The organism is Nonomuraea sp. bgisy101, from assembly GCF_057708945.1.
On the sequence record NZ_JBYITD010000016.1, the window covers coordinates 121319 to 142647 of the forward strand.

Here is a 21329-nt window from a genome sequence, read left to right on the forward strand (position 1 = left end):
GACGTCAAGGCCTGCGTGTCGCTCGCCGCCGCAAGCGCTTGCACCGCCCACGGGGTGTCGAGCTCCGAGTAGAGCGCCAGTCGCTCCGCGCAGGTGGCGACCAGCTCGCGCATGCCCGGCAGGACCCGGTCCTCGCCGGTGATCTCCTGGCGGACGTCGGCGATCGGTACCGGGTCGGGCGCGACCCTGACGGCCTCCAGCACGCGGGTGAAGGCCAGAGTCCTGTCGAGGGGGACGAGCAGCTCATGCCTCGGCCAGCTCGGTGCGCCAGCTGCGCTTGGCCGTCCAGCCGAGCAGCCGCTCCGCCTTCGCCGAGGTGAAGGCCGGTGCATTACCGGTCAGGGCGGGGGCGGCGGCCGCGGTGGTGGGGACGACCTCGGGCAGGAGTTCGGCCAGCGGCGCGCGGGCCAGCGCGTCGGCCGCTCCGGCGAAGAACACCTCGCCGCTCGGGATGACGGACAGCCGATCGAGCAGGGCGGCGACGAGGTCGGAGGCGTCCCTGGCGTCGATGTAGTTGAAGAGCGAGACCCCTGCCAGCTCCGGTCTGTCCAGGCGCTCGGCCATCGTGTGGCCCTGCTGTGTGGGGGCGCCCTCCCATTCCTCGGGCGCGACGACGTAGCACGGTCGCACGGCCGCGAACCTGGTGGCGGACGCGCGCGCGAAGGTGGTCATCACCTGCTCGGCCACCTGCTTGGACAGGCTGTAGGCGTTCCACGGCTCGGTCGGGTGCTCCTCGTCGATGGGCAGGTAGCGCGGCGTCCAGGCGGGCGTGCCGTACCCGATCACGGTGGGGCTGCTGGCGACCACGACGCCGCCGACGCCCGTGGCGGCGGCCGCCTCGCACACGTTGAAGGCGAGCTGCGTGTTCGTGCGGAACGTGACTCCTTCCGTCCTGCTGAAGGGGGTGGCGATGGCGGCCAGGTGGACCACGTTGTCCGGCCTGAACCGGGTCATCACCTCGTAGGCCTCGCCCAGGTCGGCCAGGTCCGCGGGCATGGTGGCCGCGGCATGAGCGGGAGTGCCCGCCACGGTGTCGATCCCGATCACCTCGTGGCCCGCCTGCGACAGCGCGGTGACGACGCTGCGGCCGAGCCGTCCGGCGCTGCCCGTCACCAGTGTTCGTGTCATCGGACTTCATCACTCCTGAGCGCTCGAGCTTAGCAACCGGTTGCACTGGAGTATTGGGGCATGACACTGACCAGTCAAGCGTTCGTGACCACCCGCCCGAGCAGCAATAACGCGCCGCTGCTGCGGCGAGCGGTCAGGGACAGGGCTGGTTGACAGTGATACAACCGATTGCAGTAGAGTGCGGGCGAGTGGTCGGAGGAGGCCGGGTGTGACGGTGACGATCCGGGACGTCGCGCGGGCGTCGGGAGTGCACGTGTCGACGGTGTCGCGCACCTTCTCCGCGCCCCATCTGGTGAACGCCGAGACGCGCACGAGAGTGCTCGCGGTGGCCGACGACCTCGGCTACCGGCCCAACAGGGCGGCCAGGGCGCTGACCACGGGCAAGACCCACAATCTCGGGCTGATCGTGGCCGACATCGCCAACCCCTTCTTCTCGTCGCTGATCAAGGCGGCGCAGGCGCAGGCGAGGCTGCGCGACTACCACGTGTTCGTCGCCGACACCGACGAGGACCCGCAGGTGGAGGAGGAGCTGATCCAGGCCTTCGCCAAGCAGGTCGACGGCGTGCTGCTCTGCAGCCCCCGCCTGACCAACAAGACGATCGAGCGGCTCGGCGAGGAGGTGCCGCTCGTGGTCGTCAACCGCAGGGTGAAGGGCATGCCGACCGTGCTGATGGACGTCGGCAGGGGTGCGGGGCTGGCCCTCGAGCACCTGGTCGCGCTCGGGCACCGCAGGATCGCGCTGGTCACGGGTCCGAGCGGGTCGTGGACGAGCAAGGAGATGCAGACCGCCGCCGCGACGAGCGAGGCGGACGTGGTCTTCCTCGGCCCCAACCCGCCGACCGCGCTGGGCGGGCTGTCGGCGGTGACGGACGTGCTCGCCTCAGGTGCGACCGGCGTGCTGGCCTACAACGACCTGGTCGCCATCGGGCTGATGGAGGGGCTGGCCGAGCGCGGCACCGAGGTGCCGCGCGACCTGAGCGTGATCGGCGTGGACGACATCGTGACGGGCAGGTTGGGAAGTCCCAGGCTGACCACGATCGCGATGCCGACGGCCGCCGCCGGGCGTATGGCCGTCGACCTGCTGCTGCACTCCGTCGACGCCGAAGGCGCGCCGGGGGTGACGACGTTGGAGACCAGCCTGGTCGTCCGCGAATCGACAGGAGAGGCACGCAGGTGAGCATCGAGCGTCACGAACTGTCCACCGAGGGGCTGCGCGCGGCCGTCCTGACCTACGGCGCGGCCCTGCAATCGCTGGAGGTGGACGGCGTGAACGTGGTCCTCGGCCTCGAGGACCCCGAGGACTACCGCACGCGCAGCCGCTACTTCGGCGCCGTCGTCGGCAGGTACGGCAACCGCATCGCGGGCGGCCGCTTCACCCTCGACGGCACCACCCATCAGCTGCCGGTCAACAACGGCGGCAACAGCCTCCACGGCGGCGTGGACGGCTTCGACAAGCGGCTCTGGCAGGTGACCTCGGCCTCGGGTTCGGCCGTCACGCTCGAACTGGTCAGCCCCGACGGCGACCAGGGCTACCCGGGGACGCTGACCGCCTCGGTCACCTACACCCTCGCCGACCGGGCGCTACGCCTCGACTACCGGGCCACCACCGACGCGCCGACCGTGCTCAACCTGACCAATCACACCTACTTCAACCTCGCGGGCGGCGGCGACGTGCTGGGGCACGTGCTGCAGATGGACGCCGAGCACTACCTCCCCGTGGACGACGGGAAGATCCCGACGGGTGAGACGGCACCCGTGAAGGGCACCGGCTTCGACTTCACCGAGCCCCGCCCGATCGCCGGCTGGGAGGACCACTGCTTCGTCCTCGACGGCGGGATCAGGGTCGTCGAGCCGGTCAGCGGGCGGGTCATGGAGGTCTCCACCACCGAGCCGGGCGTCCAGTTCTACGCGGGCGGGATGCTCGACGGGGTGGCCACGCCGTACGGCAGGCACGCGGGTTTCTGCCTGGAGACGCAGCACTTCCCCGACTCGCCCAACCAGGCGCACTTCCCCTCCACGGTGCTGCGGCCCGGCGAGACCTTCACCTCGACGACGGTCTACCGCTTCCCCGCCTGACGCTCCTCGCGGCGGCCGGTCCGCCTCCCAGCCCGAGGCAGCTCGCGGTGGTCGTCCGCCGGCCTGTCTGAGGAGGCTCGCGGCGGCCGGTCCTGCGCCCGTCCGGTAGGGAGGGACCCGGCCGGCGTGATCCTCGTGCGTCGCGCAGTGAACCGCCCTCGCGGCGTCCGATCGGCCGAGACGGCTGCAATCTAGACATTGGGGACATCGGCGAGCCTCCGCGCCATCGCCGTGGTCTCCGACGTACCTTTGGCATCATGGCCACCCGTACGCCGAAAGGCGCATCGAAGGGGCCGGCGAAGCGACCGACCTCGTCACGCTCGACTCCGGCCAAGCGGACGACAGCCCAGTCATCCTCGCGACCCAAGGCGAAGACGTCGGCGTCGGCCCGTAGACCCCCCGCCACTCACCAGGACCCGATCAGCTGGGTCTTCACCATGATCGGCAAGCTGATCGTCGGCCTGTGGATGCTGGTGGCCAACGGCATAGGCAGCGCCGCCAGGGCCCTGGGCAACCAGGCGCGCGAGCTCGACCCCGTCCACCGGCGCGACGGGGCGGGCCTGGCGGTGCTGGCGGGCGCGATCGTGCTGGCCGCCATGACGTGGCGGCAGTCGAAGGGCACGGTCTCCGAGTTCGTCAGCGCCGTCGTGCACGGCGTCTTCGGCTCGCTCGCGTGGGCGATCCCGCTGTTGCTCGGCCTGCTGGCGTGGCGCTTCCTGCGCCACCCCGACCAGAACGCCGACACGGGGCGCATGGTGATCGGCTGGAGCGCGCTGCTGACCGGCGTGCTCGGCGTCATCCACGTGGTCAACGACGTGCCCTATCCGGCCGGTGACACCACGGACGGCATGGACAAGGTGTCGGCCGCGGGCGGCATGGTCGGCTTCATCGTCTCCGCGCCGCCCGCCAGCATCCTGCCCGCGTGGGTGACGATCCCCCTGTTGCTGCTCCTGTCGGGCTTCGGCGTGCTGGTGATCACCGCGACGCCCGTGCACAGGATCCCCGAGCGGCTGGCCGAGCTGCGCCACATGCTGTTCGACAAGAGCGCGCCGCCCAAGCAGGGCGAGACGGGCAAGAAGCGGGTCAGGACGAAGAAGCAGGACCTGCCCGACGGCGCCAAGCCGTACGACACCCCGGTGATCGCGGAGAAGGACAGGCACTCTCCCGAGATCGTCCCCGGCCTGGTCGACGAGGAGCCGCAGGAGGCGCCCGAGCCGCCGCGGCAGCCCACAGCGCCGCCCGAGCCGACCCCCGCGCCGCGCAAGGTCGAGCAGCTCGTACTGTCGCCCCAGGCGGGCCCGTACGTCCTGCCCGACCTGCAGTCGCTCAGCCCGGGCACCGCGCCCAAGCCGCAGACCAAGGCCAACACCACGGTGGTCAACGCGCTGACCAGCGTGCTCGAGCAGTTCGCCATCGACGCGCAGGTGATCGGCTTCACCCGCGGCCCGACGGTCACGCGCTACGAGATCGAGCTCGGCCCCGCCGTGAAGGTGGAGAAGGTCACCGCGCTCGCCAAGAACATCGCCTACGCCGTGAAGTCGGCCGATGTCAGGATCCTGTCGCCCATCCCCGGCAAGTCGGCCATCGGCGTCGAGATCCCCAACGCCGACAAGGATCTGGTCGCGCTCGGCGACGTGCTGCGCGCCCAGGTCGCCCAGGCCGACCACCACCCGATGATCGTCGGTCTCGGCAAGGACGTCGAGGGCCGCACGATCGTCGCGAACCTGGCCAAGATGCCGCACCTGCTCATCGCGGGCGCCACCGGCGCGGGCAAGTCCGTCTGCGTCAACGGCCTGATCACCTCGATCCTCATGCGCGCCACCCCCGACGAGGTCCGCATGGTCCTCGTCGACCCCAAGCGCGTGGAACTGTCGGTCTACGAAGGCATCCCCCACCTGATCACGCCGATCATCACCAACCCCAAGAAGGCCGCCGAGGCCCTCGAATGGGTGGTGGGCGAGATGGACCGCCGCTACGACGACCTGGCCGCCAGCGGCTTCAGGCACGTCGACGAGTTCAACAAGGCCGTCAGGGCGGGCAAGCTGGTGCCGCCGCCCGGCAGCGAGCGCGTCTACCAGCCCTACCCCTACCTGCTGGTGATCGTCGACGAGCTCGCCGACCTCATGATGGTCGCCCCCCGCGACGTCGAGGACTCCATCGTCCGTATCACCCAGCTGGCCCGCGCCGCGGGCATCCACCTCGTGATCGCCACGCAGCGGCCCTCCGTCGACGTCGTCACCGGGCTCATCAAGGCCAACGTCCCCTCCCGCCTGGCCTTCGCGGTGTCCTCGCTCACCGACTCGCGGGTCATCCTCGACCAGCCCGGCGCCGACAAGCTGGTCGGACAGGGTGACGCGCTGTTCCTGCCGATGGGCGCGAGCAAGCCGATCCGCATCCAGAACGCGTTCGTCTCCGAGAAGGAGATCGCCGGGATCGTCGGCCACTGCAAGCAGCAGATGCAGGCCGAGTACCGCGACGACGTGGCCGCCGTCGCGGTCAAGAAGGAGATCGACGAGGAGATCGGCGACGACCTCGACGTGCTGATCCAGGCCGCCGAGCTGATCGTCACCACCCAGTTCGGCTCGACCTCCATGCTCCAGCGCAAGCTCAGGGTCGGCTTCGCCAAGGCGGGCCGTCTGATGGACCTGCTGGAGTCGCGTGGCGTCGTCGGCCCCAGCGAGGGTTCCAAGGCCCGAGAGGTGCTGCTCAAGCCCGATGACCTGCCCGGATTGCTGGCCGACTTGCGGGGAGAGTGACCCCTGCGCACCGTTGCCGACAATAACTGATTGAATAGGAGTAACTACGCAACGTCGGGGCGGGGAGGCGTTCGTCGTGAACGAACAGAGCATTGGGGCCATCCTGGCCGAAGCCAGGCAGATGGCGGGGCTGACGGTCGGCCAGCTGAGCGCGACCACCCGGATTCGCGAGGCACTGCTGTACGCCATCGAGCGGGACGACTTCTCCATGTGCGGGGGTGATTTCTACGCCAGGGGCCACGTCAGGGCGATCGCCAAGGCGGTCGGTGCCGACCCCGAGGCGATGGCGCATCTCTACGACGCACAGCACGGCGGCGTGTCGCAGCCACTCAGGGCGGCGGCCGTCTTCCAGAACTTCAAGGGGCTGAAGCTGCGCGAGCGCAGGGGCCCCAACTGGACGATGGCGCTGGGCGTCGCCCTGGCCATCGTGGTGGTCTTCGGCGTCGTCAGGGTGATGGGCGGCTCAGGCGAGGTGCCCACGGCGGACGTCCAGCCCGCCTCCTCTGTGCCGCGCGTGCCGCCGAACGCGAGCCTGGCGCCGGGGTCGGGGCCTGCCCGCCGTACGGCGGCGCTGTCCACGCAGAAGAAGAACGACATGGTGGTCGTCAAGGTGAAGGCCAAGCGGACCTCCTACCTCAACGTGCGCGACTCGGAGGGGCGCAAGCTCTTCGCGGGCACGCTGAAGGCGGGCAAGACCTCGACGTGGACGGCCAAGAAGACGGTCAACATGACCATGCACGACGCGGGAGCGGTGTCACTCCAGGTCAACGGCAAGGACCTCGGCTCGCCCGGTGCGCGGGGCGAGGTGGTCAGCAGGACCTACGGGGTGTCGGCGGCCCGTCCGCGATGACTAGTGCGGGGGAGGTGCGCCGGTAGTGGCCAAGTGCCGATACCGTAGTGTCCACCATGTCATCCCGCCGAACCGTATCGCTGATCACTCTGGGCTGCGCGCGCAACGAGGTCGACTCCGAGGAGCTCGCCGCGCGACTTGATGCTGCCGGTTGGCAGCTGGGCGACGACGACGCCGATGTCGTCGTCGTCAACACCTGCGGCTTCATCGACTCGGCGAAGAAGGACTCCATCGACACACTGCTGGCCGCGGCCGACTCGGGCGCCAAGGTGGTGGCTGCGGGCTGCATGGCCGAGCGCTACGGCAACGAGCTCGCCGAGGCGCTGCCCGAGGCCAGCGCGGTGATCTCCTTCGACGACTACGCCGAGATCGGTGAGCGCCTCGACGACGTGCTCGCCGGCAGGACGCTCAAGCCGCACACGCCGCGCGACCGCCGTACGCTGCTGCCGATCTCGCCTGTGGAGCGCTCCGCGGCCAAGGCGAGCATCCCCGGCCACGGCGACCTGCCGGCCGGCCTCGCGCCCGCCAGCGGCCCCCGCGTGCTGCGCAAGCGCCTCGACGAGAGCCCCGTCGCCTCGCTGAAGCTGGCCTCCGGCTGCGACCGCCGCTGCTCGTTCTGCGCCATCCCCGCCTTCCGCGGCGCCTATGTCTCGCGGGCCCCTGAGGAGCTGCTGGCCGAGGCCGACTGGCTGGCCCACCGCGGCGTGCGCGAGCTGGTCCTGGTGAGCGAGAACTCCACCTCCTACGGCAAGGACCTGGGCGACCTGCGCGCGCTGGAGAAGCTGCTGCCGCAGCTGGCCGCGGTCGAGGGCGTCGAGCGGGTGCGGGTCAGCTACCTGCAGCCCGCCGAGCTGCGCCCGGGGCTGCTCGACGTCATCGCGGCGACCGAGGGCGTCGCCCCCTACTTCGACCTGTCCTTCCAGCACGCCAGCGGCACCGTCCTGCGCAGGATGCGCCGCTTCGGCGACCCCGAGCGCTTCCTCGGCCTGCTGGAGCAGATCAGGGCCAAGGCTCCCGAGGCGGGCGTGCGCTCCAACTTCATCGTCGGCTTCCCCGGCGAGACCGACGAGGAGTTCGGCGAGCTCGTGGGCTTCCTCGAGGAGGCCAGGCTCGACGTCGTCGGCGTGTTCGGCTACTCCGACGAGGACGGCACCGAGGCGGCGACGTTCGAGTCGAAGGTCGAGCAGGAGGTCGTCGACGAGCGGGTGCGCATCCTCACCGAGCTGGCCGAGGAGCTGACCTCGCAGCGCGCGGAGGAGCGCATCGGCACCGAGGTCGACGTGCTGATCGACGAGGACCTGGGCGACGGCGGGTATGAGGGCAGGGCGGCCCACCAGGGCCCTGAGGTCGACGGGTCCGTCACGGTTCAGGGCATCGGCCTGGTCCCGGGACAAATCGTCAGGGCGATCGTGGTCGACGCCGAGGGGGTCGATCTGATCGCTCGCATCAAGGCCGGTCCATGACCCGGGACGAGCGTCGGGTGGTGAGCCCGTGGAACATCGCCAACGTCCTCACGGTGCTCAGGTTGGCGCTCGTCCCCTTCTTCGTCGTCTGCCTCTTCCTGCCAGGCACGGGCTGGAGATACGCGGCCCTGGGAGTGTTCGGGGTGGCTTCGATCACCGACCATCTCGACGGGGAGCTGGCCAGGCGCTACCACCTGATCACCGACTTCGGGAAGATCGCCGACCCGATCGCCGACAAGGCGCTCACGGGGGCGGCGCTGGTGAGCCTGTCGGTCCTGAACGAGCTGCCCTGGTGGGTCACGGTCGTCATCCTCGGCCGTGAGGTCGGCATCACGCTGCTGCGCTTCATCGTGATCAGGCACGGCGTCATACCGGCCAGCTACGGCGGCAAGGTCAAGACCGTGCTGCAGATCGCGGCGATCGTGCTCTACCTCTTTCCCGGCGTGCCCGACGTGATCCGCTGGGTGGTCATGGGGGCCGCGCTGGTCGTGACGGTCGTCACGGGCGTCGACTATGTCATCCGCGCGATCAGGCTGAGGCAGGTGGCCAAGCGGGCCAGGGCGGAGTGAGCTGATGCGGACCGACGTGCCGGGCGCCGCCGGGGTGATCGACCTGCTGGTCCGGCAGGGCGCGACGCTCGCGGTGGCGGAGTCGCTCACCGGCGGGCTGCTCGGCGCGACCTTCACCGCGGTGGGCGGGTCGTCGGCGGCCTTCAGGGGAGGCGTGATCTCCTACGCCACCGACCTGAAGCGGGACCTGCTGGCCGTACCGGGGGAGCTGCTCGAACGGGAGGGCGCGGTGCACCCCGAGGTGGCCGCGGCCATGGCGCGCGGGGTCGCCCGGCTCTGCGGCGCCACGTACGGCCTGGCGGTCACCGGAGTGGCCGGACCCGACCCGCAGGACGGAAAGGCCGTCGGGACCGTCCACGTGGCGCTGAGCGGCCCTGAGGGGAGAATCTGGCACCGGGATCTGGTGCGGGGCGGCTCGCGTGGGCGCATCAGGCAGAGAACCGTGGACGAGGCCGTAGATCTCCTTGCAGGTGTGCTTAAGACGAACATGGGGGAACATTCCGGGTGATTACCGTGTTACGTCCCCAGCGAACATGCGAACCACGGTCTGACGCGGTGTCGGTGGATACAGGTACGGTGGAGCTGTGAGTGAGGTCCGTGAGCCATCTGCAAGCCCCGCGAGCCAGGCTGGCGGGCCCAACGATCCGCGCAGGCGCCCGATGATGACGGCGAGGAGTATGTACGAAGCGAAGAGAAAGAACGGGCGGCACGATCCGATCGCGCATGGCACGGTGAAGAAGACCACCGCGCCGGGGAGGGAGCGACAGATGATTCTGCTGCGTCAGCTTCTTGGAGACGTTCTGAGGCGGCTGAGGGTGCGGCAGGGACGCACCCTGCGTGAGGTGTCGACGCTGGCGCGCGTGTCTCTGGGCTACCTGTCCGAGGTGGAGCGTGGTCAGAAGGAGGCTTCGTCCGAACTGCTGGCCTCGATCTGCGGCGCACTGGGCGTGCCGCTTTCGCAGGTGTTGCGTGAGGTTTCCGACCAGTTCGCGCTGGCGGAGCTCCAGGCCGCTCCTGTGCTGGCGGATGTGCCGGAGCGAGAGCGCCTGCCGCTGTCCGAGACGGTTCCCGGGTCGATAGGCGACTCGGTCTTCCCCGAAGTCAAGGACATGGTGGCCGCCTGACGGCTGGGCTCAGCCCGGTTGGCAGCGGTCGCACCACAGGATCAGCCGTTCCTGTGGCTGTGCCCCCATCTCCCCGCGTCTGATGCGAGATCCGCATCGGCGGCAGGGTCTCCCAGCCCTGCCATAAACCCACGTCTCGAAGCCACGACGGCGGTCACCCGTGGTAATGGTGCTCGCGTGATCCTTGTTCGCCTCCAGCAACCGCCGGGCGAGCGAGACCAGGCCGTCGAGATCGGCTACGGCGCCGACGGGGCGCCAGGGTGACACCCCCCTGAGAAAGAGTGTCTCCGCGCGGTAGATCGTGCCGATCCCCGCGAGATTGCGCTGGTCGAGCAGCGCCTCCCCGATCGTCGTGTCCGGATTCCTGCGCAGCCTGGCGACCGCCTCGTCCTGATCCCAGTCCTGGCCGAGCAGGTCGGGCCCGAGGTGGCCGATCACACGGTCCTCGTGCTCGGTTCTGAGCAGGTCCACCATCCCGAGTCTGACGCCCACCGCCTGCCATTCGGCGTTGGCCAGCACGAGCCGCACCTTGTCGCCCTGCGGGAGCCGGCGCCCCTCGGGCATGACGACCCAGCTCCCCTCCATCCGCAGGTGCGTGTGCACGGTCAGGCCGCCCTCGACCCTGGTCAGCAGGTGCTTGCCGTACGACTCGGTGCGTGTGACCGCGCGGCCGGTCAGGTCGGCGGTGGCGTGGCGCGGCACCCGGAAGTCGGACCTGGTCAGCACGCGGCCGTCGAGTGCGTGGCGCAGGCGCTCGGCCGTCCGGTAGACGGCATCACCCTCGGGCATGGGCGCTCACCCCCGGCCGGCCCCTCGATCTCGCGGATCAGCCTGGCGACGGCCAGGTGGTCGACGATCGCGTCGGGCAAATCGGAACGCCGCTGAGGGTCCGCGGTCCTCGCCATGCCGTTCCTCCCGAGCTTGTCGCGCTCGCCCTGTTCCGGTGGGCGGGACGTCAGTCCCAGGCGGCGGGGTCGGCGGCCAGCGACCGCACGCTCTCAGGCAACGCGCCGGTCGCCACATGATCCAGCGTGACCTCCTCGAGGATGGCCCGCTCGGTCGCCCGCAGGGCGATCCAGACCTGCTGGAGCGACTCGGCCGGCCCCCGGTAGCCGACGTGCTCGGGGCGCTCGCCCCGCACGTTGGCCAGCGGGCCGTCGACCGCGCGGATCACGTCGGCAAGAGAGATCTCCGCCGCGGGTCTTGCCAGCACGTAGCCGCCCTCGGGTCCGCGCTGGCCGCGGACGAGCCCGGCACGGCGCATCTGCAGCAGGATGTTCTCCAGGTACTTGGGCGGCATGTCCTGCTCTTTGGCGAGTTCGCCCACGGTGGTCGGGCCCGCCCCTGCTGCGGCGAGTTCAGCGGCGGCACGGAGGGCGTAGTCGACACGAGCGGAAAGGCGCATGTTGTCGATTATCCCTCCTGGTCAACACTGGTTATGCGCATGGTCACCTTCACGGGCAGATGATCCGAGTACGGCAGGCGCGGTACCTCGGCCGATTCCGCCGCCATTCCCGCGGTGAGCAGCACGTGGTCGATCCTGTCGACGGGCGCTTCGGCGGGTGAGGCGGCGGGATCACCCAGCGCGGCCAGCGGATCGGACAGACCAGCCGACTCCAGCACGCGCATCTCGGGGTCGCCCGGCCTGGTGTTGAGGTCGCCTGCCAGGACGACGGGCCGCCGCGCTCCGGCCTTCGCGTCGCCTCCCGCGCTCATGGGGCCCGTGGCATTCGGCCCCGCCTCGTCGGCGCTCAGTCCCGAGGCCAGGTTCCGCACCAGCGCCGCCACCTCGGGAGCCTGCCCGGGAGGCGACTGCAGATGGGTGTTGACGATGCCGACCTCCCTGCCGCCCACCTCGATCACGGCCGCCTGCGCCTGGGCGAGCGTCGGGTAGCCGTGCCTGCCGAGCGGGTGCGAGGCCAGCTGCTTCACCGGCAGGTTCGTCAGCAGCGCGTCGCCCCACACCCGGTCGGCCGCGGGCGCGAAGTAGGCCCGCATGCCCAGGCCGCGCGCGATCCTGTCGAGGTCGTCGTGCCCCCCGTTGAGCAGCCAGCCCCTGTCGACCTCGCTGAGCAGCACCACGTCCGGTCGCTCGCCCGCCGCCCACGCGGCGATCTCGTCCAGCGACAGCCGCCCGTCCAGCCCGAAGCCCATCCTGATGTTGTAGGCGACGAGCGTGAACGAGGCGTCCCGCTTCTCCCGTACGACAGGCGAGACCCGCCACCACGGCGCGAGAGCGAGCCCCGCGATCACGACCGCCGCCACGAGCGGACGCCACGAGAGGCTCACGGGCTCCTTCACCGTCGCTCCCGCCCCTGCCGCGGCGGCCGCCGCCAGCGCGACGAGGACCACCACGACGGAGTTGGGGAAGCCGAGGTCCATGTCGTAGGCCGCGTAGTAGCCGAACACGCCCACCAGGAACACCAGCCCGCCACCGAGCAGCCCCGCGCCGGGACGCGTTGCCGCGCGTTCATGGCGGACGGCCGCCGCGAGCAGGCCGCCGACGCCCACGGGAACGAGCGCGCCCTGGCCGGTGGTGAGCATCACGGTGGTGCCGCCGCACAGCAGGGCCGCGTAGACGAACACCGACCAGGGGAAGGCAGGCGGCCACAGCATGAGCGCGAGGCCGAGGGCGAAGGCGGCCAGCCACAGCGGCCGGTCGTGCCACGCGGCCGTGGACAGGCCGGCGCTCATGCCGACGAGCAGCAGCGAGGGGCCGAGCAGGAACCAGGCGGTGCCCGGCGCGAGGTCGCCGGACGGCGGGGGCGCCTGCCGTACCAGGGCGAGGAAGGCGGCGCACAGCGTGAGGACGGCCGACCATGCGAGAAGGCCGTCACGCCAGACCAGGTCCACGCCGTCGAGCAGCAGATGGACGGTGACCGCGAGCGCCAGGCCTGCCGCGATGCCGGTGGGGACGGCGGCGCGGGGCAGCGTGCGGGCGCAGCCGTACAGGAAGAACAGGCCCGCGCTGACGCCGGCCGAGGCGAGCGCGAGCTGCGGCGTGCCGCCGTCGAAGGCCTGCAGGCCCAGCCGGGCCGCCACCAGGACGGCCGCGCCGCCGAGCAGCGACCAGCGGGGCCGCAGCAGCGGAGCAAGGCACGGCAGGACGAACCAAGCGGCGGCGTACAGGCCCATGAGCTCGGCGGGCGTCTCGCCCGCGCGGCCGAACAGGGTGATCAGCGAAGGGAGGAAGACGCGCAGCACCTCACACAGGAGCGCGAGGCCTAAGGCGAGCAGGACCATGAGCCATCCTCACGTCATGCGAGCCGTCAGACAAGGGGGCTAAGCTTTGAACGTGGAGCGACGTCCTGGTGTGCCCAGGTTGCTGAGGGAGATCAACGACCGGGCCGCATTGGAGTTGCTGCTCGCGACAGGGCCCATGACCCGCGGCCAGATCGGCGATCACACCGGCCTGTCGAAGGTGACCGCCTCCCAGACTCTCGCGAGGCTGGAGGAGCGTGGCCTGGTCGAGGTGGTCGGCGAGCAGGCGGGAGGGCGCGGTCCCAACGCGGCCCTCTACTCCGTGGTCGCCTCCAGCGCCTACGTCGCGGGCCTCGACGTCGGGCCCGAGTTCGTCTCCACCGCGATCGCCGACATCCACGGCCGCACGATCGCCGAGGTCACGGTCGCGCCCAACGGCAGCGACGACCCCGTCTCCGTCGTCCACAGCGCCGTGGTCAAGGCCTGCCGCAGCGGCAAGGTCAGCCTGGCCAAGCTGCGCGGCGTCGTGATCGGCACGCCGGGCGTGGTCGACCCGCGCAGCGGCGACGTGCGCTTCTCCTTCGACCTGCCGGGCTGGCACGAAGGTATCCACGAGGCGCTGGCGGGCGACCTCAAGCGCGAGGTCACGATCGAGAACGACGTCAATCTCGCCGCCCTTGCCGAGCGCGCGACGGGCGCGGCCAAGGGCGTCGACGACTTCGTGCTGCTGTGGGCGGGCCGCGGCCTCGGCCTCGCGGTGATGCTCGGCGGCAAGCTCCACAGGGGCAGGTCGGGCAGCGCGGGCGAGATCGGCTACCTGCCTGTGCCAGGCGTGCCGCTCGCCGAGGACATCAGGGCCGTTCCGGGGAGGCTGCCGTCCCTGGCCGGCGGTCTGCAGTCGCTCGTCAGCGCGGTCGCGGTGCAGGAGCTCGCCCAGAGTTACGGCTTCGACGGCGTCGCCGAGGCGGTCGCCGCAGGCGAGCCGGGCGCGCCGCTGCTCGACGAGATCGCCCACCGGCTCGCGCTCGGCGTGGCGTCGGTGTGCGTGGTGCTCGACCCCGGGCTCGTCGTGCTCGGCGGAGACGTAGGGAAGGCGGGCGGCTCGGCGCTCACCACGCGGGTGGAGGAGGCCGTGGCCAGGATCTGCCCGATCAGGCCCGAGGTCGTCACCAGCTCCGTGGAGGACAACCCCGTGCTCCGCGGAGCCGTCCTCGCGGCCCTCGACCAGGCCCGCGAGGAGATCTTCGCGTCCTGATCAGGCGGTCAGCAGCTCGACGGCAGCCTGCGCGTTCGCCCTCGCCGCGCCGTACGTCGCGATGTAGGCGGCGCTGTCGGGCCGCCAGATCGGCAGGCCCATCTCGATCACGGTGGCGTCCGGGCGGGCGCTCACCAGCGCGGTCACCAGGTCCCTGCTGTCGGTGTAGCGGTGGGCGTCCTTCACCACCACGACGAGCGAGCGGCCGTGGGCCCTGCGCAGCAGGGTGTCGGGATCGGCGTCGGCGGGCTTGAGCCGTACCGTCTCCGCCCTGGGCAGGTCGAGGCCCCACGGCACGTCGCCGACCGCGATGGTGGGCGGGGTGTCGATCTCGATCACCAGCGGGTCGCGCAGCGGGTTGGTCGAGCCGGTGACGCTGACCGCCCTGCGGGCGGCGTCCAGGCCGATGCCCTTCTCGACGGCGGTGGCCGTGTCCGAGCCGAACCAGGCGCGCAGCCCGGCCACGCGGGCGGCGGCCTCCTCCAGCCGCGACAGCGGGACGCGTCCGTCGTCCACCGCGGCGACGATCTCCGCGATGATCTGCCGGACGTCGTCGTAGGTCGGCACGGGGCCGAGGCACAGCAGATCGGAGCCCGCCGCCAGGGTCCGCACCGCGCCGCCGGCCAGGCCCACGCTCTCGGTGATCGCGTGCATGTCGAGCGCGTCGGTGATGACGACGCCCTCGTAGCCGAGCTCACCCCTGAGGAGCTCGGTCAGCGCCGCGGCCGACAGGGTCGCGGGCTGGTCCCCGGTGATCACGGGGACCGCGACGTGCGCGGTCATGACCGACTTCGCGCCCGCCTTGATCGCGGCGTGGAAGGGCACGAGCTCGCGCTCGCGCAGGACGTCCAGCGAGACGTCGACGACCGGAACGGCCAGGTGGGAGTCGACCCTCGTGGCGCCGTGGCCGGGGAAGTGCTTGACGCAGGCGGCGACGTTCACCGACTGCAGGCCGCGGACGGCGGCGACGGTGTGCCTGGCGACCAGCGCGGTGTCGTTGCCGAACGAGCGGGTGCCGATCACCGGGTTGTCGTCGGCCGTGTTGACGTCGGCGTCCGGCGCCATGTCGAGGTTCACGCCGCAGGCGGCCAGCTCCGAACCGATCGCCTGGTAGACGCGGTGGGTCAGTTCCACGTCGTCCACGGCGCCGAGAGCGGCGTTGCCCGGGTAGGGGCTGCCCACGTGGTAGGCCAGGCGGGTGACGTCGCCGCCCTCCTCGTCCAGCGAGATGACGGGCTCGCCCGCGCCCTTCAACGTCGTGGTGAGGTCGCTCAGCTGGGCGGGGTCGGCCACGTTGAAGCCGAAGAGCGTGACGCCGCCCAGACCGGCCTCCAGCTCGCGAAGGACCCAGTCCGGGGCGGTCGTGCCCCTGAAGGCGACGAGCAGTGTGCCGGCCGCGAGACGGCGCAGCCCCCGATCACTCTGGCTCATCTGAAAACTCCCCTTTGTGGCGGTCGTACCCCTCTGCGGCCGGCCCATCTCGTTGTGGAGGGAAACCGGGCCCGCGGGGGCGAGTGTGCGGTGGTCTGTGGGCAGGGGAGTCGGTACGGCCCGCACGCCCGCTGTCCGGGGCGCGAGCCGTACCCCCTGCTGGTGGGCAGGGTCAGGTACGGCCGCCGCGGAGGGTGTGCGACAGCCGTACGAGCACCTTGGGTGTGTCGGTCAGCCCTTCACGGCGCCGGCCACCAGGCCGGAGACCATGCGGCGCTGTACCAGAAGGAAGAAGATGACGACGGGGATCGTCATCAGCGTCGACCCGGCCATGATCGCGCCCCAGTCGACGCCCTTCTGCCCGAAGAAGAACTGGAGGGCGACGGGCATGGTGTAGCCCTCGGAGCCCGACATCAGGTAGAGCGCGAAGACCAGGTCGTTCCACGCGGTGATGAACGAGAAGATGCTCGTCGCCACCAGGCCGGGCGCGACCAGGGGGAACAGGACCTTCCAGAAGGTCGTGAACCGGCTCGCGCCGTCGATCCACGCCGCCTCTTCGAGGGTCTTGGGCACCGCGGCCACGAAGGTCCGCAGCATCCAGATGCCGAAGGGCAGGGTGAGGGCCACCTGCGTGACGATCAGGCCGAGGAGCTGGTCGCCGAGGCCGACGCGCTTGACCATCATGTACAGCGGGATCAGCAGGCCCTCGGAGGGGAGCATCTGCACGATCAGCAGCACGATGAGGAACGGCGCGCGGCCCCTGAACCTGAACCTCGCGATGGCCGTGGCCGACAGCAGCGCGAACGTCGAGCCGATCAGCACCGTGCCGAGCGCGACGATCGCGCTGTTGCGCATGTAGAGCCAGATCGAGTTGTTGGCCACGCCCTCGGTGAGCACCCGCGCGAAGTGGTCGAAGGTGAAGTGCGTGGGGAAGAGGATGAAGTCCGTGGTGAAGATCTGGTCGTTGGCCTTGAAGCCGGTCGAGACCATCCAGTAGACGGGGAAGGTCGCGTAGAGGAAGACCAGGACCCCTGCCCCGTTGAGGAGGATCTTGCCGAGCCTCTTACGGGCGATCGGAGTCATGACATTTCCTCCTGCTTCACGATTTGCCGGACGTACACCACCGTGATGATCAGCAGGATGATCGTCAGGATCACGGAGATGGCGGCGCCGCTGCCGAGCTTCTGCGGCGGCTTGAACGCCTCCGCCACCGAGTACATCGACAGGTTGAACGCCTCACGGTTGGTCGGGCCGTTCATCAGCACGTAGAGCTGGCTGAAGACCTTGAAGTCCCAGATGATCGACAGGATCGTCAGGACGGCGAAAACCGGCTTCAACAGCGGCAGGGTGATCTTCCTGAATGTCCGCCACGGGCCCGAGCCGTCCACCTTGGCCGCCTCGTAGAGCTCGGCGGGAATGCCCTTCAGGCCGGCGAGCACCGAGACCGCGATGAACGGGAAGCCGGCCCACACCACGCAGAAGACCAGCACCACGTAGAGGGTGAACGCGTCGTTCAGCCACGGCTCGCCCGTCCAGTCGGCCCTGCCGAACAGGAGGCTGGACAGGCCGTCGGGCAGCAGGTTCAGTGCCCAGTTGATGATGCCCGCGTCCGCGTCGAACAGCCAGCGCCAGATCACGCCCTGCGCGACGGGCGGCACGGCCCAGGCGAACATGCAGCCGATGACGACGAACAGCGACATCTTCTTGCCCAGCTTGTTCAGCAGCACCCCGACGGCGGTTCCCACGATCAGGGTGAGGCTCACCGCCACGACCGCGAAGATGACCGTGTTGCGGAGGGCCGACCAGAAGATCTCGTTGTCGAGGACTCTCTGGAAGTTGTCCCAGCCGACCCATTCCGCCGGCCTGGTGCCTCTGACCTGGGCCAGTCCGACCTTCTGGAAGGCCATGACGGTCAGCTGGACCATGGGGTAGAGCAGGAGTCCAGCGATCACCAGCAGTCCGGGCACGAGCAGGACGTACGGGACCGCCCATGCGGGGAGCCCGCTGGCCCGGGTGGGGCGGGCGGAGCTCTTGCGGCGCCGCCCCGGGGCGGGGGTGTTCCCCCCGCCCCGGGCGATCGTAGACGTGTTCGTCATTACTACTGGTTCAGGATCTCTTCGAGTTCCTTGTTGGCGTCACCGAGGGCCGTCGTGGCGTCCTTCTTGCCCTCGATGACCGCCCTGGCCGCGTTCTGGAGCACGGCCTTGGTCTCGTTGGCCTCGGTCCAGTTCGGGTCGGCGGGGAAGGCCTTGGCCTTGGCGAACGCGCGGGCGAACGGGCCCTGGGCCGGGTCCTCGTTCAGCGCGGCCAGCGTGTCGGGGTAGATCGGCAGCAGGCCGCCCTCCTTGGCGTACCGGTCCGCCCAGGTCTTGCTGGTGGCCAGCTTGATGTACTCCTTGCCCAGGTCAGCCTGCTGCGTGCTGCCCCAGAGCGCGATGTCGTTGCCGCCGAAGAACGAGGGGGCCTCGCCGCCCGTCTTGGCAGGCAGCGGGAAGAAGGCGAGCTTGTCGCCCTTCAGCTTGCCCTTGCTGTCCTCTTCGATGCCGGGCAGGTCCCAACCGGCGGTCAGGTACATGCCGACCTTGTCGTTGGCGAAGCGCTTGCGGATGTCCACCGTGTTCTGGGTGAGGCGGGACTTACCGGACAGGCCGTCCTTCACCAGGCCGGTGTAGGTCTCGAACCCCTTGGCGAAGGCCGGGTCGGTCAGCTTGCCGACCCACTTGTCGCCCTCCTTGACGGCGTACTCGCCGCCCTCGGACCAGGCGAACGCGCCGAGCAGGTGGTTGGCGTCGGAGCCGCCGTTGAAGGCGAAGCCGTCGACGTCCGCGCCCTTCTCCTTCTGGATCTTCTTGGCCGCGGTCACGAGCTCGTCCCAGGACTTGGGAACCTCGATCTTGAGCTCCTTGAACCAGTCGGCGCGGTAGAGGACCGCACGCGCGCCCGCGCCCCACGGCACGCCGTAGACCTCGTTGTCGATGGTCTCGAGGCCGAACAGGTTCTTCGGGATGGCCGCCTGGTCGCCCGCCTGCGCGATGTCGGTCACCGGGGTCAGGGCGTCCTGGCTCTGCCACAGCGGCACCTGGTCGTTGCCGATCTCGGTGACATCGGGGCCGCCCGTGCCGGTGGCGGCGGCGGCGAACTTGTCATTCACCGTCGGCCACGGGATCCACTCGAGCTTCACGTCGGCGCCGGTCTGCTTCTTGAACTCGGCGTTCAGCTCTTCCATGTACTTGGCGGCGGCGGGGTTGCTGTCGCCAAGGCGCCAGACGCTGAGGGTCTTGCCCGCGTACTTGGGCCCGGCCTCGGAGGCGGCGGCGGAGCCGGAAGCGGCGGGCGCGGCGGTCTGTGCGGGCTCGCTCGAGCCACAGGCTGCCAGGCCCAGTGCGAGTGCGGCGGTGGTCGCCGTAGCGGCCGTGATCTTCGCGATCTTCACTAGGGTTCTCCCTTCCCGGCTAACGCGTCGGGGGTTGCGCTCATTCGATGCCGTAGAGATCACCGAAGCCTTGATCGCCGGCCTCGGTTGACTGCTGCTAAACTAACAAGAAACTTTCTTAAAAAAAACGGGCGTTAGCGGATCGTGACGAGAGGAGGGGCCGCCCATGGCGCGGAACCCGGGAACCCCGCAGTTGTTGCGCAGATTGAACGACCGCACGGCACTGGAGCTCCTTCTGTCCGAAGGGCCGCTTACCCGTGCCGAGCTGGGGGAACGCACCGGGCTCTCCAAGGTGACCGCAGGTCAGCTGTTGTCCCGCCTGGAGGAGAGAGGCCTGGTCGAGGTGGCGGGGCAACGTGCGGGAGGCAGGGGTCCGCACGCCGCCCTCTACACCGTCGTTCCCTCCAGCGCGTACGTCGCCGGCCTCGAGGTGCTGCCCGAGAGCATCACGGTGGGTGTGGCCGACATCACAGGTAAAGTCGTGGTCGAGGTCACAGTCGATCCCTCCGACGGCCGCGACCCGGTCCGAACCGTCCACGACGCCGTCCAGCGGGCCTGCGACTCGGCCATGATCGGCCTCTCCCGGCTGCGCGCCTTCGTCATCGGCACCAGGGGGGTCGTCGACCCGCGCACCGGCGACGTGCGCTTCTCCTACGACCTGCCGTCCTGGCACGTCGGCGTGCTGGCCAGCCTGCGCGAACGGCTCGGCGCCTCCGTCACCATCGAGAACGACGTCAACCTCGTCGCCCTGGCCGAGCACAGGTACGGCATCGCGGCCGGGCACGACGACTTCGCGGTCATCTGGGCCGGCGTCGGGCAGGGACTCGGCGTCATGCTCGGCGGGCGGCTGCACAGGGGCATCACCGGCGGCGCGGGCGAGATCGGCTGGCTGCCCGTGCCAGGCGAGCCGCTGCCCGTCGACGTCTCCCACCCGCAGTCGGGCTCGTTCCAGCGGCTGGTCGGCAAGGAGGCGCTGGAAGGCCTCGCCGAGACGTACGGCATCGCAGGCATGAGCGTCGCCGACCAGGTGCGCACGGCGAGCGCGCAGGGCAACGACGCCTACCTGAAGGAGGTCGCGGCACGGCTGGCCGTCGGGGTCGCCGCCGTCGCCGTGGTCCTCGACCCCGGGCTCATCGTCCTGAGCGGCGACCTCGGCAGGGCGGGCGGGCAGGCGCTGGCCGAACGGGTGGAGCAGGCCGTGGCCAAGGTGTGCCCGAGCCAGCCGCGCGTCGCGGCGACGGCGGTGGCCGGCAACCCGGTGCTGCGCGGGGCCCTGGTCGCCGCGCTGGAGCAGGCCCGGGAGCAGGTCTTCTCTGACACTGTGTGAGAATTTTCGACTATGCGTGACATCGTGTTGATCTCCGATCCCCGGGTGGCGACCATTCCCGTGCAGGAGTGCGGCGAGCCGCTCGAGGACGTGCGGGGGAGGCTGAGGGTCGACTCGCGTCTGGCGGACGCGGACGGTGCCTACGCGCACCTGCGCGCGGGGTTGCTCGCCAGGCTGGAGAAGGCGTCGCTGCCCTCGGGGTTCGAGCTGCTGATCGTCGAGGGGTACCGGCCGATCGCGACGCAGCGCCGGTACTTCGAGGAGTACCGCGACCAGTTGGTCGCCGACTTCCCCGCCATGTCGGCGGAGGAGGCCTACGCCGCGGCCAGCCGCTACGTCTCGCCGGTGTCCGTCGCCCCGCACACGGCGGGAGCGGCGGTGGACCTGACGTTGTGCTCGCCCGATGGGGAGGAGTACGACATGGGGACGGCGGTCAACGACAACCCCGAGCAGAGCGAAGGGGCCTGCTACACGGGGGCCGCCAACATCTCGCCGCGGGCCCGCGGGCACAGGGAGATCCTGACGGCGGCGCTGGAGGAGGTCGGGCTGGTGAACTACCCGACCGAGTGGTGGCACTGGTCGTACGGCGACCGGTACTGGGCGATGTCGACCGGGGCTCCACACGCCCTCTACGGTCCGACGGACCTGAGCTGATCGCGCCGTCCGAACCCCGGCCCGCGGGCCGGGGTTCCTTCGTGTGCGCTCCTTCCGAGGCC

At 70.4% G+C, this 21329-nt stretch carries 19 protein-coding genes; 11 read left to right on the forward strand and 8 right to left on the reverse strand.

Going from position 1 to position 21329, the window contains the following annotated elements:
• Positions 1–243: 243 nt before the first annotated feature.
• Positions 244–1128, reverse strand: coding sequence for an NAD-dependent epimerase/dehydratase family protein (locus AC3EO4_RS28755; RefSeq protein ID WP_379581109.1), 885 nt, complete (start codon positions 1126–1128; stop codon positions 244–246).
• A 208-nt stretch (positions 1129–1336) separates the two neighbouring features.
• On the opposite strand from AC3EO4_RS28755, the gene AC3EO4_RS28760 reads away from it, so the two are divergent.
• The 8 genes from AC3EO4_RS28760 (at position 1337) to AC3EO4_RS28795 (ending at position 9966) form a co-directional block, all read left to right on the forward strand.
• Complete coding sequence (locus AC3EO4_RS28760) at positions 1337–2305, forward strand: LacI family DNA-binding transcriptional regulator (protein ID WP_379581110.1); 969 nt, start codon at positions 1337–1339, stop codon at positions 2303–2305.
• On the forward strand, positions 2302–3204 hold the full coding sequence (locus AC3EO4_RS28765; RefSeq protein ID WP_379581111.1) for an aldose epimerase family protein: 903 nt from the start codon (positions 2302–2304) through the stop codon (positions 3202–3204). The genes AC3EO4_RS28760 and AC3EO4_RS28765 overlap by 4 nt, the downstream gene beginning before the upstream one ends.
• Positions 3205–3461: 257 nt before the next feature.
• Positions 3462–5960 (forward strand): FtsK/SpoIIIE family DNA translocase, encoded by a 2499-nt coding sequence (locus AC3EO4_RS28770; RefSeq protein ID WP_431898623.1) that lies wholly within the window; start codon positions 3462–3464, stop codon positions 5958–5960.
• A 76-nt stretch (positions 5961–6036) separates the two neighbouring features.
• On the forward strand, positions 6037–6810 hold the full coding sequence (locus tag AC3EO4_RS28775) for a helix-turn-helix domain-containing protein (RefSeq protein WP_379581113.1): 774 nt from the start codon (positions 6037–6039) through the stop codon (positions 6808–6810).
• Positions 6811–6866: 56 nt separating this feature from the next.
• Entirely contained in the window at positions 6867–8273 is a 1407-nt protein-coding gene (gene rimO, locus AC3EO4_RS28780; RefSeq protein ID WP_379581114.1) for a 30S ribosomal protein S12 methylthiotransferase RimO, read from the forward strand.
• Positions 8270–8842 carry a CDP-diacylglycerol--glycerol-3-phosphate 3-phosphatidyltransferase gene (gene pgsA / locus AC3EO4_RS28785; RefSeq protein WP_379581115.1) on the forward strand — a complete coding sequence of 191 codons (573 nt, stop codon included), beginning with the start codon at positions 8270–8272 and terminating at the stop codon, positions 8840–8842. Before rimO ends, pgsA begins: the two co-directional genes overlap by 4 nt.
• Before the next feature lie 4 nt (positions 8843–8846).
• Positions 8847–9350 (forward strand): CinA family protein, encoded by a 504-nt coding sequence (locus AC3EO4_RS28790; RefSeq protein ID WP_431898624.1) that lies wholly within the window; start codon positions 8847–8849, stop codon positions 9348–9350.
• A 259-nt stretch (positions 9351–9609) separates the two neighbouring features.
• Positions 9610–9966, forward strand: coding sequence for a helix-turn-helix domain-containing protein (locus tag AC3EO4_RS28795; RefSeq protein ID WP_354906842.1), 357 nt, complete (start codon positions 9610–9612; stop codon positions 9964–9966).
• 9 nt (positions 9967–9975) lie between these two features.
• On the opposite strand, the gene AC3EO4_RS28800 is transcribed toward AC3EO4_RS28795, so the two are convergent.
• The 3 genes from AC3EO4_RS28800 to AC3EO4_RS28810 form a co-directional block, all read right to left on the reverse strand.
• Positions 9976–10755: a DNA-formamidopyrimidine glycosylase family protein gene (locus AC3EO4_RS28800; protein WP_431898625.1), complete on the reverse strand. Its 780-nt coding sequence runs from the start codon at positions 10753–10755 to the stop codon at positions 9976–9978.
• Positions 10756–10921: 166 nt separating this feature from the next.
• Complete coding sequence (locus AC3EO4_RS28805; protein ID WP_354906673.1) at positions 10922–11371, reverse strand: RrF2 family transcriptional regulator; 450 nt, start codon at positions 11369–11371, stop codon at positions 10922–10924.
• 8 nt (positions 11372–11379) lie between these two features.
• Entirely contained in the window at positions 11380–13209 is a 1830-nt protein-coding gene (locus AC3EO4_RS28810) for an endonuclease/exonuclease/phosphatase family protein (protein WP_431898627.1), read from the reverse strand.
• A gap of 52 nt (positions 13210–13261) precedes the next feature.
• Here AC3EO4_RS28810 and AC3EO4_RS28815 point away from each other — a divergent pair, with 52 nt between their 5' ends.
• A complete protein-coding gene (locus AC3EO4_RS28815) occupies positions 13262–14422 on the forward strand; it encodes an ROK family transcriptional regulator (RefSeq protein WP_379581120.1) in 1161 nt (386 codons plus the stop codon).
• Here AC3EO4_RS28815 and AC3EO4_RS28820 read toward each other — a convergent pair whose 3' ends face one another.
• The 4 genes from AC3EO4_RS28820 to AC3EO4_RS28835 all read right to left on the reverse strand — a co-directional run bounded on the left by AC3EO4_RS28820 (position 14423) and on the right by AC3EO4_RS28835 (position 19286).
• Positions 14423–15853, reverse strand: coding sequence for a glycoside hydrolase family 3 protein (locus AC3EO4_RS28820; protein WP_379581121.1), 1431 nt, complete (start codon positions 15851–15853; stop codon positions 14423–14425).
• A 231-nt stretch (positions 15854–16084) separates the two neighbouring features.
• Positions 16085–16936, reverse strand: a complete 852-nt coding sequence (locus AC3EO4_RS28825) for a carbohydrate ABC transporter permease (RefSeq protein ID WP_379581122.1) — start codon at positions 16934–16936, stop codon at positions 16085–16087.
• The gene (locus AC3EO4_RS28830; RefSeq protein WP_379581123.1) at positions 16933–17949 is read right to left on the reverse strand and encodes a carbohydrate ABC transporter permease; all 1017 of its coding nucleotides are present in this window, start codon (positions 17947–17949) and stop codon (positions 16933–16935) included. Before AC3EO4_RS28830 ends, AC3EO4_RS28825 begins: the two co-directional genes overlap by 4 nt.
• A gap of 2 nt (positions 17950–17951) precedes the next feature.
• The gene (locus tag AC3EO4_RS28835; protein ID WP_379581124.1) at positions 17952–19286 is read right to left on the reverse strand and encodes an extracellular solute-binding protein; all 1335 of its coding nucleotides are present in this window, start codon (positions 19284–19286) and stop codon (positions 17952–17954) included.
• Positions 19287–19452: 166 nt separating this feature from the next.
• Here AC3EO4_RS28835 and AC3EO4_RS28840 point away from each other — a divergent pair, with 166 nt between their 5' ends.
• Entirely contained in the window at positions 19453–20613 is a 1161-nt protein-coding gene (locus AC3EO4_RS28840) for an ROK family transcriptional regulator (RefSeq protein ID WP_379581125.1), read from the forward strand.
• Positions 20614–20625: 12 nt separating this feature from the next.
• Positions 20626–21267, forward strand: coding sequence for a M15 family metallopeptidase (locus AC3EO4_RS28845; RefSeq protein ID WP_379581126.1), 642 nt, complete (start codon positions 20626–20628; stop codon positions 21265–21267).
• Positions 21268–21329: the final 62 nt, after the last annotated feature.

Coding starts and splice junctions, on each gene's coding strand:
- rimO (WP_379581114.1), top strand. CDS start 6,867: ATGTCATCCCGCCGAACCGTATCGCTGATCACTCTGGGCTGCGCGCGC.
- pgsA (WP_379581115.1), top strand. CDS start 8,270: ATGACCCGGGACGAGCGTCGGGTGGTGAGCCCGTGGAACATCGCCAAC.
- AC3EO4_RS28755 (WP_379581109.1), bottom strand. CDS start 1,128: ATGACACGAACACTGGTGACGGGCAGCGCCGGACGGCTCGGCCGCAGC.
- AC3EO4_RS28795 (WP_354906842.1), top strand. CDS start 9,610: ATGATTCTGCTGCGTCAGCTTCTTGGAGACGTTCTGAGGCGGCTGAGG.
- AC3EO4_RS28805 (WP_354906673.1), bottom strand. CDS start 11,371: ATGCGCCTTTCCGCTCGTGTCGACTACGCCCTCCGTGCCGCCGCTGAA.
- AC3EO4_RS28825 (WP_379581122.1), bottom strand. CDS start 16,936: ATGACTCCGATCGCCCGTAAGAGGCTCGGCAAGATCCTCCTCAACGGG.
- AC3EO4_RS28845 (WP_379581126.1), top strand. CDS start 20,626: ATGCGTGACATCGTGTTGATCTCCGATCCCCGGGTGGCGACCATTCCC.
- AC3EO4_RS28830 (WP_379581123.1), bottom strand. CDS start 17,949: ATGACGAACACGTCTACGATCGCCCGGGGCGGGGGGAACACCCCCGCC.
- AC3EO4_RS28840 (WP_379581125.1), top strand. CDS start 19,453: ATGGCGCGGAACCCGGGAACCCCGCAGTTGTTGCGCAGATTGAACGAC.
- AC3EO4_RS28790 (WP_431898624.1), top strand. CDS start 8,847: ATGCGGACCGACGTGCCGGGCGCCGCCGGGGTGATCGACCTGCTGGTC.
- AC3EO4_RS28810 (WP_431898627.1), bottom strand. CDS start 13,209: ATGGTCCTGCTCGCCTTAGGCCTCGCGCTCCTGTGTGAGGTGCTGCGC.
- AC3EO4_RS28770 (WP_431898623.1), top strand. CDS start 3,462: ATGGCCACCCGTACGCCGAAAGGCGCATCGAAGGGGCCGGCGAAGCGA.
- AC3EO4_RS28800 (WP_431898625.1), bottom strand. CDS start 10,755: ATGCCCGAGGGTGATGCCGTCTACCGGACGGCCGAGCGCCTGCGCCAC.
- AC3EO4_RS28820 (WP_379581121.1), bottom strand. CDS start 15,853: ATGAGCCAGAGTGATCGGGGGCTGCGCCGTCTCGCGGCCGGCACACTG.